Source organism: Roseateles violae (genome assembly GCF_030410485.1).
In the GTDB taxonomy this organism is placed as follows: Bacteria; Pseudomonadota; Gammaproteobacteria; order Burkholderiales; family Burkholderiaceae_C; genus Roseateles_D; species Roseateles_D violae.
Genome location: NZ_JAUHHC010000005.1, coordinates 286,628 through 300,265 on the forward strand (window position 1 = coordinate 286,628; position 13,638 = coordinate 300,265).

At 70.9% G+C, this 13,638-nt stretch carries 12 protein-coding genes; 8 read left to right on the plus strand and 4 right to left on the minus strand.

Annotated features, from left to right (window positions below; translation table 11 throughout):
* The first annotated feature begins 3 nt into the window (after window positions 1–3).
* Both QWJ38_RS18870 and QWJ38_RS18875 read left to right on the plus strand, forming a co-directional pair.
* Window positions 4–813: a hypothetical protein gene (locus tag QWJ38_RS18870; RefSeq protein WP_290360663.1), complete on the plus strand. Its 810-nt coding sequence runs from the start codon at window positions 4–6 to the stop codon at window positions 811–813.
* Window positions 810–1,172, plus strand: a complete 363-nt coding sequence (locus tag QWJ38_RS18875; RefSeq protein ID WP_290360664.1) for a hypothetical protein — start codon at window positions 810–812, stop codon at window positions 1,170–1,172. The genes QWJ38_RS18870 and QWJ38_RS18875 overlap by 4 nt, the downstream gene beginning before the upstream one ends.
* Here QWJ38_RS18875 and QWJ38_RS18880 read toward each other — a convergent pair.
* Together QWJ38_RS18880 and QWJ38_RS18885 are read right to left on the minus strand one after the other, a co-directional pair.
* Entirely contained in the window at window positions 1,165–3,615 is a 2,451-nt protein-coding gene (locus QWJ38_RS18880) for a glycoside hydrolase family 5 protein (RefSeq protein WP_290360665.1), read from the minus strand. The genes QWJ38_RS18875 and QWJ38_RS18880 overlap by 8 nt on opposite strands.
* Window positions 3,612–4,766 carry an MFS transporter gene (locus QWJ38_RS18885; RefSeq protein ID WP_290360666.1) on the minus strand — a complete coding sequence of 385 codons (1,155 nt, stop codon included), beginning with the start codon at window positions 4,764–4,766 and terminating at the stop codon, window positions 3,612–3,614. The genes QWJ38_RS18880 and QWJ38_RS18885 overlap by 4 nt, the downstream gene beginning before the upstream one ends.
* Before the next feature lie 185 nt (window positions 4,767–4,951).
* Between QWJ38_RS18885 and QWJ38_RS18890 the strand changes: the two genes are divergently transcribed.
* The 5 genes from QWJ38_RS18890 to QWJ38_RS18910 all read left to right on the plus strand — a co-directional run bounded on the left by QWJ38_RS18890 (window position 4,952) and on the right by QWJ38_RS18910 (window position 10,491).
* Window positions 4,952–6,004: an AraC family transcriptional regulator gene (locus QWJ38_RS18890; protein WP_290360667.1), complete on the plus strand. Its 1,053-nt coding sequence runs from the start codon at window positions 4,952–4,954 to the stop codon at window positions 6,002–6,004.
* A gap of 106 nt (window positions 6,005–6,110) precedes the next feature.
* Window positions 6,111–7,715, plus strand: coding sequence for a xylulokinase (locus QWJ38_RS18895; protein WP_290360668.1), 1,605 nt, complete (start codon window positions 6,111–6,113; stop codon window positions 7,713–7,715).
* Window positions 7,712–8,356, plus strand: a complete 645-nt coding sequence (locus QWJ38_RS18900) for a class II aldolase/adducin family protein (protein WP_290360669.1) — start codon at window positions 7,712–7,714, stop codon at window positions 8,354–8,356. Before QWJ38_RS18895 ends, QWJ38_RS18900 begins: the two co-directional genes overlap by 4 nt.
* 9 nt (window positions 8,357–8,365) lie before the next feature.
* Window positions 8,366–9,844 carry an aspartate aminotransferase family protein gene (locus QWJ38_RS18905; protein WP_290360670.1) on the plus strand — a complete coding sequence of 493 codons (1,479 nt, stop codon included), beginning with the start codon at window positions 8,366–8,368 and terminating at the stop codon, window positions 9,842–9,844.
* Window positions 9,845–9,846: 2 nt separating this feature from the next.
* Complete coding sequence (locus QWJ38_RS18910) at window positions 9,847–10,491, plus strand: class II aldolase/adducin family protein (protein ID WP_290360671.1); 645 nt, start codon at window positions 9,847–9,849, stop codon at window positions 10,489–10,491.
* Window positions 10,492–10,617: 126 nt separating this feature from the next.
* On the opposite strand, the gene QWJ38_RS18915 is transcribed toward QWJ38_RS18910, so the two are convergent.
* Together QWJ38_RS18915 and QWJ38_RS18920 are read right to left on the minus strand one after the other, a co-directional pair.
* Window positions 10,618–13,110: a PAS domain-containing sensor histidine kinase gene (locus QWJ38_RS18915; protein ID WP_290360672.1), complete on the minus strand. Its 2,493-nt coding sequence runs from the start codon at window positions 13,108–13,110 to the stop codon at window positions 10,618–10,620.
* A 62-nt stretch (window positions 13,111–13,172) separates the two neighbouring features.
* Window positions 13,173–13,397 (minus strand): hypothetical protein, encoded by a 225-nt coding sequence (locus tag QWJ38_RS18920; protein ID WP_290360673.1) that lies wholly within the window; start codon window positions 13,395–13,397, stop codon window positions 13,173–13,175.
* Window positions 13,398–13,473: 76 nt separating this feature from the next.
* Between QWJ38_RS18920 and QWJ38_RS18925 the strand changes: the two genes are divergently transcribed.
* Window positions 13,474–13,635, plus strand: a complete 162-nt coding sequence (locus QWJ38_RS18925) for a hypothetical protein (protein ID WP_290360674.1) — start codon at window positions 13,474–13,476, stop codon at window positions 13,633–13,635.
* Window positions 13,636–13,638: the final 3 nt, after the last annotated feature.

Sequence of the window (13,638 nt, forward strand, 5' to 3'; positions counted from 1 at the left end):
GCGATGAAGCGCCCGGCGCTGCACACGATGATGGCGCTCCTGCTCGGCGCCGGCGCCGCCCTCGCGCAGGAGCCGCGCCGCGACACGCTGCCGCCGGTCAGCATCAGCGGCCGGGCCAGCGAGCCGGTGCAGAAGTCCTACCGGCGCATGCTGCGCGGCCTCGACTATTTCGAGCGCGAGCGCGCCGCTGTGGCGCCGAACGCCTCGCTGCGCTTCAAGCTGCTGCCGCGCCAGCGCGGCACCGAGATGGACGACATCGTGCTCGAGCTGATAGGCCGAAGCTTCGACTACCCGCTGCCGATCGCGCTGGACCACAGCTTCGAGCTGCCGCGCGACGAACGCGCGCTGCGCGAGGACGCGCTGGTCTCGCCCAATCGCAAGCGCCTGAGCATGACCTGGCGCACCGAGATCCGCACGCCCGGCTGGCCGGCCGGCAGCCGGCGGCTCGGCGATCTGCGGCTGGAATGCGAGGTCGGGCTGGAGGCCGGCCTGATCTCCAACGGCGGCGTGATCGCCCGCATCGCCGAGCTGTTCCAGGACAGCAAGCGCTATTGCGACCGGCCCGACACGCAGTACCTGTTCTTCACCGAGCGGCCGCTGTTCGGCGTGACCCTGGTCGCCGGCGCGCGGCGCGAGACGCTGCCGGTCGAGCGCCTGTACGCGCGGGCCAGCGACGATCCGGGCCTGAAGGACGATCTGCCCTTCTGCGATTGCGAGGTGCTGGTCGACCGCAGCTATTTCCTGCCGCTGGGCGACCACAGCTGGCCCGACGACACGCGGGTCGAGTTCGACTATATGGACGATGAACAATGAGGGCGCGGCTCCTCGCCCTGCTCCTCTGCCTGTCGCTGGCCGCCTGCGCCGGCACCCGCCGCGGCGAGCCCGCGCCGGGCGGCCCCGGTTTTGCGCAGGGCCCGGCCGGCGAGGCCTTGACGCCGCAGGCGGCCGTGGCGCGGGTCGTCCTCGGGCGCAGCGGCAAGGCCGAGGTCGCCGCCGCCCTGGGCCCGGCCATCGTGATCGACTTCGACAGCGGCTATGCGGTCTGGGTCTATCGCTGGCCCGGCGCCGACAAAAGCCCGCGCGCGGCCACCGAGCTGGTGCTGCTGTTCGACCCGGCCGGCCTGCTGCGCAAGCTGCGGCTGCGGCCGGCACCCGGCGCAGCGCTCAGCTGAGCCGCAAGCGATAGGGGCCGCCGAGCAGGCAGGCCTTGAGGATCCAGCCCCCGCTGGGCCCCAGGCTGGCCTGGCCCGGCGCGACCCGGGTGACGCTCGCAAGCCGCACGCCCTCGCCCGCCTGCCATTGCGGCGCGCGCTCGCCGGGCAGCCAGAGCTCCAGCGCGCAGGCCGCCGCCTCGTCGCTGGCGCGGCCCGACCAATGGCCGCTCAGCGAGATGCCCGCCGCGTCGCGGCGCAACAGCGCCAGCGGATCGGGCGAGCTGCGCAGCAGGGGCCGGCTCAGCGGCCCGGTGATGCGCGGCTCGCTGCCGATCTCCTCCATCTCGGGGCAGCGCCAGAGGCGGATATTGCCCGCCACCTTGCCGGGATAGACATGCGGGTCGCCGCAGCCCTGCTTCCAGGCCCAGAAGGCCGAGCCGATGCGCGCCGCGTCCTCGGCGCGGACCTGGCGTTCCAGGCCCGGCAGCTCGCTGCCCGGCGGCTTGAAGAAGCCCCATTCGCCTATCCACAAGGGCATGCGCAGCTGGCGCGCCGCCGCCTCGGCCAGCGCGACGCCGCGCTCGATGGACACGAAGGTGAAACCGAAGTCCTGGTCGGCCGTGATGGACTCGTTGTACAGATGCGGGGAGAAGACGATCTGGCGGTCGCTGCTGAAATCGCGCGGCGGCAGATTGTCGATGCCAAAGCCGCTCCAGAAGATGCTGGGCTCGATGAAGACCGGGTGCGAGAAGCCGTCCGGCAGCGAGCGCTCGGCCTCGCGGATCGCCGCGATGCTGCGGGCGTAGAAATTGGCCAGCAGCAGGGTCGAGGCGATCGGCGGCGTCTCGGCGAAGTTGGGCTCGTTGAGCAGGTCGTAGCCGGCCACGATGGGGTCGGCGCCGAAGGCCTTGGCCAAGGCGCCCCAGGCCTGCACCAGCCGGGTCTGTATGCCCTCGCGGTCCATATAGAAGGACTGGAAGGCGCGCGACACATTCGGCGCCATATCGCGGCCGGTGAACTGGCAGGGGGCCGTGCCGTCGCTCAAGGTCGCCCAGGGCGGCGCGCCGTCCCAGCCGACCATGGGCGAGCTGCCGGGCCGGCATTCGGTGCCGGGCGGCGCGCCGACCTGCATGCCCCAGGCATCCTGATGGATGTCGAGCACGACATAGACGCGATGCGCGCGCGCCCAGTCCAGCGCGGTGGCGATGCGGGCCAGATAGGCCTCGGAGATCTGCCCCGGTTGCGGCTCCAGCTCGGACCAGGACAGGGTCAGGCGCACGACATTCATGCCCAGCGCGGCGATGTCGGCGAAGTCCTGCTCGGTGAGCGGCAGCACCGTCGGCAGCCCGGCATCGCGCGGCTGATAGGCGCCCAGCTGGTTGACATTGATGCCGCGCAGGATCACCCGCGCGCCGTTCGGATCGGCCAGCATGGAGCCCGCGGGCGTGTGGACGACGCGCAGGCCCGGCGAGGTCCTCGCGTCGACCTCTGCAGCGAGCCCGGGCGGCTCGAAGCGCAGCGCCTGCAGGCCGGCAATCAGCAGGGCCAGCGCGCAGACGGCCAGGGCCGCCCTGCGCTGCCGGGAACCCTTGTTTCGCAACAGGGCATTGAGCGGCACGGCGATGCAGGCGCAGAGCAGCGCGAAGGAACCGGCCTCCAGGCCGCGCACGACCAGCGCCGGCACGCCCCATTGATCGGCCGCGGCCCATGGCCGGCCCAGCAGCCAGAGCGCGGCCTGCAGCAGCCAGAGCGCCAGGCCGGCCATCGCGCCGGCATGCAGGGCGGAGCCCGAGGCCCGCAGCGCCCGCCACATCACCACAGCGATCAAGGTCAGCGCCAGCACGCTGCGCAGCGGCCCGGCAGCGGCGCTGGGCGCGAACAGCGCGCCGTCCTGGCCGTAGACATAGCCCAGGGCCGAGCCCTGCCACCAATGCGTGGCGAGCCAGCTGCCGAGCAGCGCGAGCAGCAGCAGCGTGCCGGCGACCACCGGCAGCGGCGCCGCCGGCTGCGCTCCGGCATCGATAGGCCGCGCCGTCGCACCGACCGCGGCCGGCAGCCAGCCGAGCAGCAGCATCTTCACGGCCGCATAGCCGCTGCTCCAGAACACGAAGGCGGCCGAGGATTCCAGCGGCAGCACATAGCGCTGCTGCCAAATCAGCGGCAGCAGCAGCAGGGCACCGCAGACCACCTGCGCGGCGGCCACGACCAGCACGATGGCGGCCCACAGGCGCCCGACACGGCGCAGCCAGCCGACCGGCGGCCCGGCCAGCACCGCGCGGCTGGCGGCATAGGTCCCCAGCAGCGCCAGCGGCGCATAGACCAGATAGGGCGCCCACCACCACCATTGAGCGATCGGATGCCCGGTCCAGCCGATCGGCGCGAACAGGCCGGAGGGATCGGCCGCCGCGCAGGCGGCCAGCAGGACGGCCAGCGCAAGGCTGGTCCGCAGCGCGGCGCTCAAGCCTTGACCCCGTGCAGCTCGACGTCGACGGCCGGCCGCAGCTGCCGGAACACCAGGCCGGCGGCCCCCATGGCCAGCGCGACGATCGCAAGGCAGACCAGGCTGAACGCCCCCGGCCCGGCCTGCGCGAACAGCTCGCCGGCCAGCGCCGTGCCAAGCGCCGCGCCGAGCAGCGCGATGATCAAGGTGCGCAGCACCAGCGATCCGTCGGCGTCGCTTTCGGTCAGGAGGCCGGTGACGAAGGGCGTCACCATATAGAAGCCGATATTGACGCCGATCTGTCCGATCAGGAAGGGCGCGTCGGCAAGCAAATTGAAGAACAGCAGCAGGGCCAGCGCCATCACGCCGAAGCCCTGCAGCACGAACTGCAGTCGCCGGCGCGGGTCGCGACTCAGCGATGGCACGAGGGCGCCGGCAAAGCCGAGGATCGACGACAGCGCGAGATAGAGGCCGACGCGTTCGCCGGAGATCCGCGCCTGCTCGCCCAGATAGCCGCTGACCGCCCATTGCGCGGCCTGCACCGCGTAGACCAGGGCGACCACGGTCCAGATCAGGCTCTTGTGCGAGCGCTTCAGCGGCGCGACGCGCGGCGCCGCCTGCGCGGCGGGCCGCGGCTCCATCATCAGCACCCAGGGCGCCAGGCACACGCCCATTGCGGCCAGGTAGTAGAAGATGGGGCCGCGGTCGGCCACCGGCGGCAGCATCGACAGGCCGTAGAGCAGCAGGCCCATCGCCAGGCCGCCGACCAGATTGATCTGACCCCAGATGCGCTCGGCATGGGCCTCGGCGGCCACGGCGGTGCTGACCAGGCTGAACAGGGCGCCCTCGCCCAGGCCGGTCAAGAGGCGCGCGGCGCTCAGCAAGGCGATGCTGTCGAGCTGCTGCGTGAGCAGCTCGCCGGCGATCAGGGACAGCAGGCCCAAGCCCATGGTCGCCCGGCGCGTGCGCTGGGCCAGCCGCGGCAGCAAGAGGCAGTAGAGCGCGATGCCGGCCAGCTCGGCGGCCGCGATCGCCGTGGCCCTGCCCTCGTCGATGCCGGGGATGCGCGTCAGCGCCAGCACGATCAACGGCATCACCATGGTCCCGTTGAGCGCCGCCGCAAAGGCCGCCGCCAGGCTGAAGACCCTGAAGACCCGCTTGACCGAAGACATGAACTTGCGCCCCACCCATCCCGTGTTTGATGCCGGCGACTATAGGGGGCCGGCATCGCCGCCATGCGGGTGCAATGCGGCCGCCATGCGGGTCGGCCAGGGCCAGCCCGGAGCCAGAGATAACCCCGAGGAACGCAGCGCCGTGGCCCGCCGACAATGAGTGCCACCGCGTTTTCAGTTGTCCCGTGTCCGACTCGTCCCCCGACCGCAGCACCGTTGCCAATCTGCCCGTCTATCTCTTGCGCTGCCTGGCCGCCACCGCGGAGGAACTGGGTGTCGCGCCGGCGCGCCTGTGCATGGGCCTGGGCTTCACCGTCGAGGATCTGAGCAATCCGGCCTGCCGGGTCAGCTACCGCCAGGGCAGCCTGATGATCCGGCGCGCGCTGCAGATGGCGCCGGGCCAGGCCCTGGGCCTGCGCATCGGCGAAAGCGAGACCATCGCCTCGATCGGCCTGCTCGGCTACGCGATGATGACCTGCCGCACGCTGGGCGACGCGACCGCGCTGGGCATGGGCCTGCAGAAATTCGCCGGCAGCATGCTGCAGTTCGATATGGAGCCCGGGCCGACGACGACCCGCGTGCAGGCCTCCAACCGCTTCCCCGATCCGGAGATCTATGTCTTCCTGGTCGAGGAGGCCTTCGCCAGCTTTCTGCAGATCGCGCGCGGCCTGGTCGGCAACAGCTTCCGCCCCGAGCGCATCGAGCTGGCCTATCCGGCGCCGGCCTATGCGGCGGAATACCGGCGCGTCTTCGGCTGCCCGGTGCTGTTCGATCAGCCCAGCAATGCGCTGGTCGCGGCCAATGACTGGGTGGCCAAGCCGCTGCTGACCTACGACCCGCTGAGTCACCGCCAGGCGCTGGAGTTCCTCGACGTCGGCACCTTGCGCGAGCAGGACAAGGTCGATCTGTTCGAGTCGGTCGAGCGCGCGGTGCGGCAGAACATGCAGGACCTGCCGACCCTGGCCGACGTGGCGGGGCGCCTGCACCTCAGCGCCCGCACCCTGCGCCGCCGGCTGGCCGACAGCGGCGTCTCCTACCAGACCCTGCTGGACAACGTCCGCAAGGGCCGCGCGATCGAGTTGCTGAGCAACACCGCGCAATCGGTCGAGCAGATCGCGATCGCGGTCGGCTTCAGCGATGCCCACAACTTCCGCCGCGCCTTCAAGCGCTGGACCGGCTCGGCACCGAGCGAGCTGCGCGAGTCGATGATGCAGAAGGACGCCTCGGCGCGAGCCTGAGGACTTTGGCAGCCTGAGACCCCACCGGCGGCCGTTTCGGCTGTCACGCCCGAGGCGGGGCGGCACCTAGAGTTCGATCCCATCGTCTCCTGCCCTGCCCGCCTGCGTGTCGTCCCTCTCCGCTACCACCGCCCATCCCCATGTGCTGGCCGTCGATCTGGGCACCTCCGGCTGCAAGACCGCCCTGGTGTCGCTGGACGGCCGGGTGCGCGCCTGGGCCTTCCGGCCGGTAGCGACGCAGCTGCTGCCGGGCGCCGGCGCCGAGCAGCGGCCCGAGGACTGGTGGCAGGCCTTTCTGGACAGCGCCGCCGAGCTGCTGGCCAGCGGCCTGGTGCCAGCGAGCCGCATCGTGGCCGTCTGCTGCTCGACCCAGGGCGAGGGCACGGTCGCGATCGACCGCGAGGGCCGCGCGCTGATGCCGGCGATGACCTGGATGGACATGCGCGGCAGCGAGGGCATACGGGCGCGCTCGCGCGGCTGGCTCAATGTCGCCGGCTACGACGCCTTCAAGCTGCAGCGCTGGCTGCGCCTCACCGGCGGCGCGCCCAATCTGTCCGGCAAGGACCCTTCGGCACACATGCTCCATATCCGCGACGAGCATCCGGAGGTCTACGCGCGCACGCACAAATTCCTCAATGTGCTGGACTATATGAATCTGCGGCTGAGCGGCCGCTGCGTGGCCACCGTCGACTCCATCCTGACCTCCTGGGTGACCGACAACCGCCGGCTCGGCCAGATCCGCTACGACGCCGGCCTGATCGCCGCCAGCGGCATCGCCGCCGACAAGTTCCCCGAACTGGTCCGCTGCACCGAGCTTCTCGGTGCGCTGCGGCCCGAGGTGGCCGACGCGCTGGGCCTGCCGCGCAGCACCCGGGTGGTGGCCGGGGCGATCGACAACACGGCGGCCGCAATCGGCGCCGGCACCCTGGCCGATGGCGATGCGCATCTGTACATCGGCTCCTCGAGCTGGATCGGCGCCCATGTGAGCGCCAAGCGCACCGACATCCGCGCCGGCATCGCCGCCGTGCCCTGCGCGCTGCCGGACAAGTACCTGATGGTGGCGATGCAGACCAGCGCCGGCAGCAATCTGTCCTTCCTGAAGGAGAAGGTGCTCTACCACCGCGACGAGCTGCTGCGCGAGGCGGTCACCGACAACGTCTACGAGCTGCTGGACCGCATCGCCGAGCGCACGCCGGCCGGCAGCGACGGCCTGCTCTACCTCCCCTGGCTGATGGGCGAGCGCTGCCCGGTCGACGACCGCTCGCTGCGCGCGGGACTCTTCAATCTGACCCTGGCCCATTCGCGCGAGACCATGATCCGCGCCTTCCTGGAGGGCGTGGCGCTGAACACGCGCTGGATGAAGGAACCGGTCGAGCGTTTCCTCCAGCGGCCGCTGCAAGAGCTGACCCTGCTCGGCGGCGGCGCCAACTCGGCCGTCTGGTGCCAGATCTTCGCCGACGTGCTGGACGCGCAGATCCGCCAGCTCGAGGCGCCGGTGCAGGCCAACGCCGTCGGCGCGGCGACCATCGCCTTCGTCGCCCTGGGCCTGCAGGACTTCGAGACGGCGGCGCGGCAGACCCGCTACCGCCGCCGCTTCGAACCCAAGCCCGCGCACCGCGCGCTCTACGACCAGAAGTTCGGCGCCTTCATCGAACTGTTCCGGCATCTGCGGCCGGTCTACCGGCGCCTCAATGGAGGGACTCAGGCATGAGCAGCACCCCGTTCCTGGCCCAGCGCCAGGCGGTGATAGCCAGCTGCCTGCGCCTGGCCGACCAGGGCTATCTGGCCGGCACCGGCGGCAATGTGGCGCTGCGGCTGGACGCCCAGCATTTCGCCGTCACGCCGTCCGCGGCCGACTACTACGGCATGACGCCCGAACAGATCGCCGTGCTGCGCCTGGATACGCTGGCCCAGGTGGCCGGGGAAATGAAGCCCTCGGTCGAGAGCGCGATGCACGCGAGCCTGCTGCGCCGCTGGCCCGAACGCCTGGCCAGCGTGCACACGCACCAGCCGCTGGCCAGCGCCGTCGCGCTCCTGGGCCAGGCCTTGCCGCTCGATGAGGCGGCCGATATCGCCGCGCTCGGGCCGCGGCTGGAGGTCGTCGGCTACGCCCCCTCCGGCACCTCGCTGCTGGTGAAGCGCCTGCGCCGGACGCTGCGGGAGGGCATCCACGCCTATCTGCTGCGCAACCACGGCCTGATCTGCACGGCGCCCGATCTGCCACGGGCGGCCGAGCTGGTCGCGCGCATCGAGGCCACGGCCGCGCGCTGGCTGCTGCGGCAGGCCGGCCAGCTGCCGCAGCAGCACCCGCTGCGCCGGCGCGCCGAGGCGGCGCTGACAAACTCCTGCTGAGATCTTCTTATGACCACACTTGCCCCCGCCCCCGACAAGACCGAAGCGGCCACCGCCGCCTACGGCATCAGCGCCTGGCCCGATACCGACGCGATCTACGCCCGCCTGCAGGCGCTGCTGAAGCAGCCGCCGCGGCCGATACGCCGCGAGCGAATGAACGAGGTGCTCAACTACTTCGAGACGAAATGCCGGCGCAGCAAGGCGCTGGCGCAGCGGGCGGCCGGCGTGATCCCCGGCGGCGTGCAGCACAACCTGGCCTTCAACTACCCGTTCTCGCTGGCGATGGAGCGGGCCGAGGGCGCGCATCTGTGGGACATCGACGGCAACCGCTACATCGACTTCCTGCAGGCCGGCGGCCCGACCCTGCTGGGCAGCAATTACGCGCCGCTGCGGCAGAAGGTGCAGGCCCTGATCGAGCATTGCGGCCCGGTCACCGGCATGGCGCACGAGTACGAGATCAAGCTGGCCGAGCTGATCCGCCAGCATATGCCGGCCTGCGAGATGTTTCGCATGCTGGGCTCGGGCACCGAGGGCGTGATGGGCGCGATCCGGCTGGCGCGCGCCTATACCGACAAGCAATGGATCATCAAGATCGGCGGCGCCTATCACGGCTGGAGCGACCAGATGGTCTACGGCATGCGCCTGCCCGGCACCGGGCGGCGCGAGGCAATCGGCATCCCGGGCGGCAGCACCGCCCACACCCAGGAATGCTTCCCCAACGACCTGGAGGCGCTGCGCCGCAAGCTCTGGCTCAATCGCCTGCGCGGCGGCACGGCGGCCGTGATCGTCGAGCCGCTGGGCCCCGAAAGCGGAACGCGTCCGGTGCACAAGGACTACAACGCCGGGGTGCGCCGGCTCTGTGACGAGTTCGGCGCCTTGCTGATCTTCGACGAGGTGGTCAGCGGCTTTCGCATCGGCATGGGCGGCGCGCAGGGCTATTTCGGCGTCCGGCCGGATCTGACCGTGTTCGGCAAATGCCTGACCGGCGGCTATCTGATGGCCGGCGGCATCGGCGGCCGGCGCGAGGTGATGCTGCTGCTGGCCGGCGGCATCGGCAACACGTCCAAGCGCGCCTTCGTCGGCGGCACCCTGTCGGCCAATCCGCTGTCCTGCGTGGCCGGCTATCACGCGATCGAGGCAATGGCGCAGACCGGCGCGCCGCTGCTGGCCGGCCGCGCCGGCGACCGCCTGTGCAAGGGCCTGAACGCCATCATCGAGCGCCTGGACCTGCCCTATGTGGCCTACAACACCGGCTCGGTCGTGCATCTGCAGACCTCGGCCGTGCTCTTGATGAGCATGCGCAAGCCGATCAAGCTGATGAAGGAGGTCAACGCCCGCAAGCACATGATGGAGGAGATGGGCGCGGCCTATATGGCGCATGGCATCGTCACCCTGGCCGGCAGCCGGCTCTACACCAGCATGGCCGATACCGACGCGGTGATCGACGAGGCGCTGAACCGCTTCGAGTCGGTGCTGGGCATGGTGTGAGCATGGCCATCGACGAGACGGCCTACGTGCAGGAATTGCAGGCGGCGCGACAGCGCTTGCTGTCGCGGCAACTGCTGCTGCCCGGCGACACGCTGTCCTGCCGCGTGCCGGGCAGCGGCGCGATGCTGCTGGTCAGCGGCGATGCGACGGTGTCGCTGCGCATCGCGCTGGACGGCGTCGTCGCCAGCGCCGCCGATCTGCACCGCGCGGTCTACCAGGCCCGGCCCGATGCGGGCGCCGTCCTGCTCGGCCGCCAGGCCTGGGCCGCCGCGCTGCCGGAGGCCGGCGGAGTGCTGCCCGGCGTGTTCGACGAGCAGCTCCGGCACCTGGGCTGGCGGGTCCGCGCCATGGCCGCGACGGCCGATCCCGCGCGACTGGCGGCCGGCCTGCGCGAGGGCGCGAACGCCTGCGTGCTCGGCGCCAAGGTGCTGTGCCTGGGCACGGGCCTCGAGCGTCTGGTCTTCAATGCCGAGCTGCTGGAGAAATGCGCCAAGGCCTATCTGCTCGCCCGCGCCACCGGCATGAGCGTGCGCAAGATCCCCTGGCTCGTCCGCTGGATCGCCACCGGCCGGCTGCGCCGCGACCAGCGCCGCGCGGCCCGCAGTCACCAGCGCGGCGAAGCAGCACCGCGCTCGGCGGGGTATTGAGGCCCCCCGTCCAAGGAGTACCTTGGGCGGCCCCCCGCGGGGGCGGCGATGCTTGCGGCATTGAGCCGCAAGCGCATCGCCAGCTGGGCCGGCTTGGGAGCGGCCCGGCGCTCGGCCGGCGCTCGGCTACACGCCGGTCCGGGGTTCCAGCGGCAATTCGAGAATGAAGGTGGCGCCCCGACCGGCTCCGGGGCTTTCCGCGCACAGCCGCCCGCCATGGGCCAGCGCCGTGGCATTGGAGATCGACAGGCCCAGGCCGAGGCCACCGTACTCGCGCGCCACCCAGTTGCCCGCCTGGACAAAGGCTTCGAAGATCCGCGTCAGCGCCTCGGCCTCGATGCCGACGCCGTTGTCCTGCACCGTCATGATGAAGCGCTCGCCTTCGTTGCGCGTGGCCACCTGGACGGCGCCCCCCGGCGGCGTGAACTTGCAGGCGTTCTGCAGCAGGTTCCAGACCAGCTGCTGCAGGCGATGCGCATCGCCGACGGTGTGATGCAGCGCCGCCCGCAGCTCGACGCTCAGCCGCTGCTGCTTCTGCTGCAGATTCGTCGCGCAGATCTCGCAGGCATTGCGGATGACCTGGTGCAGATCCAGCGGCGCCCGGTTCATCTCCAGGCCACCGCGGGCGATGCGGGTGAGGTCGAGCAGGTCGTCGACCATGCGGGTTTCCGCCTGGATGTTCCGCATGCACATGGCGACCATGTCCTGGACGTCGGCGGGCAGTTCCTTGCGCCTGGCCATCATCTGCAAGGCCATGGAGACCGGCGTCAGCGGGGTCCGCAGCTCGTGCGAGAGGATGGCGATGAAGTGGTCCTTGGCCGAGTTGGCCGCTTCCAGCGCCTGCCGCGCCGCCTCGTTCTCCTGCAGCAGCAGCCGTTGCCGGGCAAGCAGCAGCGCCTGCTGTTCGGCGGCCAGCTTCGCCTCGGTGACGTCTTCGGCGATGCCGCCGATCCGCTCGACCCGGCCCTGCGCGTCGAACAGCGGGAAGTCGGTATTGCGTATCCAGCGCAGCGGGCCGTCTTCGACGCGCCGGATGCGGAATTCGTGGACGACCGCCTCGCCGCGCCGCGCGCGCTCGATCTGCTCCAGCGCGGCATCGCGGTCCTCCGGCAGGATCAGCTGCACCCAGCCTTCCGCATCGCGGGGGAAGGCCGGCAACCCGATGCCGTAGATAGACGCGACGGCCGGGTTGACGAACTCCATCGTCAGCGAGCCCGCATCCCTGACCCACAGGCCGGCGGCCGAAGCGCTGGCGAACTGCTGGAAGCGCGCCTCGCTGTCCCGCTGGGCGGCCTCGGACCGGGCCCGCTCGATCGCCGCCCAGGTCCGTTCGGTGGCGTCTTCCAGCAGCGCGACCTCGCTGGCCGTCCAGCGCCGTGCCTGCCGGGTGCCCACCGTCATGGCCCACATCACGTTCATCGGCCCGCGCCGCAGCGGGACGGCAATCACCGCAGCCAGACCCAGGCCAGTGAGATGGCGCCGGTCGATCTCCGACAACTCGGCGGCATGGGCGACGTCATCGAAGACGAGGCTGCGTTCATGGATCTGCCGGAATGCGTCCGGGAAGTCGGAGAGCCGCAGGCTCGCCGGCACCGGCGGCGTGCCCGGGCTGCGGAACTGGTGCGCGATATCGGCACGGTCCTCGTCCGGGTGGATGGACGCGGTGTAGCAGAGGTCCGCGCCCAGCCGCTCAGCGAGCATCCGCACCGCGCGGTCGGCGGTCGATGTCGCGCTGGACTCCGCGCGCAAGGCGTCGCTGAACTCCAGCAGAAAGGCCTGCCGCTCTTCGTTCGCGCGCAGCCAGGCCTCGGTCCGCCTGCGCTCGGTGACATCCTGCATCACGCCGACCATGCGTTCGGGCCGGCCCTGTAGGTCGTAGAAGAAGCGACCGCGCGCCGAACACCAGACGACGCGCCCATCGGCATGCAGGCTGCGGAACTCGTGGATGAAGGTCAGCCGCTCGTCCATGGCCTTGCGGATCAGCGCGGCGGCCTCCTCGCGGTCCTCCGGATGAAGCCGGGCCAGCCAGGCCTCGTAGCTGGGCGTCACCTCGCCGACGCCATAGCCCTGCATCAGGAAATGCCGGTCGTTCCAGGCCACCTGGCCGGTCCGCACATTCCAGTCCCAGCTGGCCATCTCGCCGATATCGATCGCCAGCCTCAGGCGCTCCTCGCTCTCGCGCAGCGACTGTTCGGCGCGCGCGCGCTCCTCGATGTCGCGGAAGACCACGGACAGGCCGCCCTGCCGGGTCGGCGTGATCTCCAGCTCGATGCGCCGATCGAGCACCGGCGAGACGGTTTCGAAGCGTTCGGAGGTTCCGGTCCACATGACCCGGCGATGCGCTTCATAGGCAGGGCTGCCTGCGGCCTGGGGGAAGACCTCGAGAAAGTCGTGGCCGAGCACCTCGTGCGCTTGCATGCCCCAGGCTTCGAGCACCGGCCGGCTCGCCAGCACGAAGCGCCAATCCCGATCGAGCAGATAGAAGCGGCTGCGGACGTCTTCCAGCACGGTGCGCAACCGTTCCTCGCTCTGCTGCCGCGCGGCAAGGGCAGCGCCGAGTTCGCCCTCGATCAGGGCGAGGCGCCGTCCGAGATCCTGGCTGTCGGGCGTGTCGGGCATGCCGCACTATTGCACAGCTTCCCGCCCGGAGGCCGAGCCGCGCCGGGCTCTGGAGCCGCTTTCTAGCCCTCGATCCTGACCGGCACGACACCGCGTCGCACCCGGTCGCCGAAGACGGTCAGCCAGCGTCGGCCGTCCGTCGGGTTCATCGTGCAGATGCCCTTGGCCTCCAGGGACAACTGAACGCGTTCGGGCACCAGCTTGCCGCCCTCGGCCTGCGGTATGAACCAGATCAGGTCGCGTTCCTCGGCGGACAGAATGATCGTGGCTTGGCTGCTGTCTGACATGGGATTTCCTCTTGGCGCGGCAGTATCGCAGCCAATGAGGGCCGGGCAGGGAGCTTTCCAGGCGGCACAATGCCGCATGGCTTACAAGGTTCGCAAGACCGAGCACAACGGCGCCAAGAACGGCGGTGGTCATTGGGGTAAGCGGCTCGAAGCAAAGAGACAGAGCAGTCGCGCGCGCAGAGCGCTCGGCAAGCAAGAGCTCGCGGCCGAACTCAGGCGCCCGAGCGACTCGCGCTAGCGC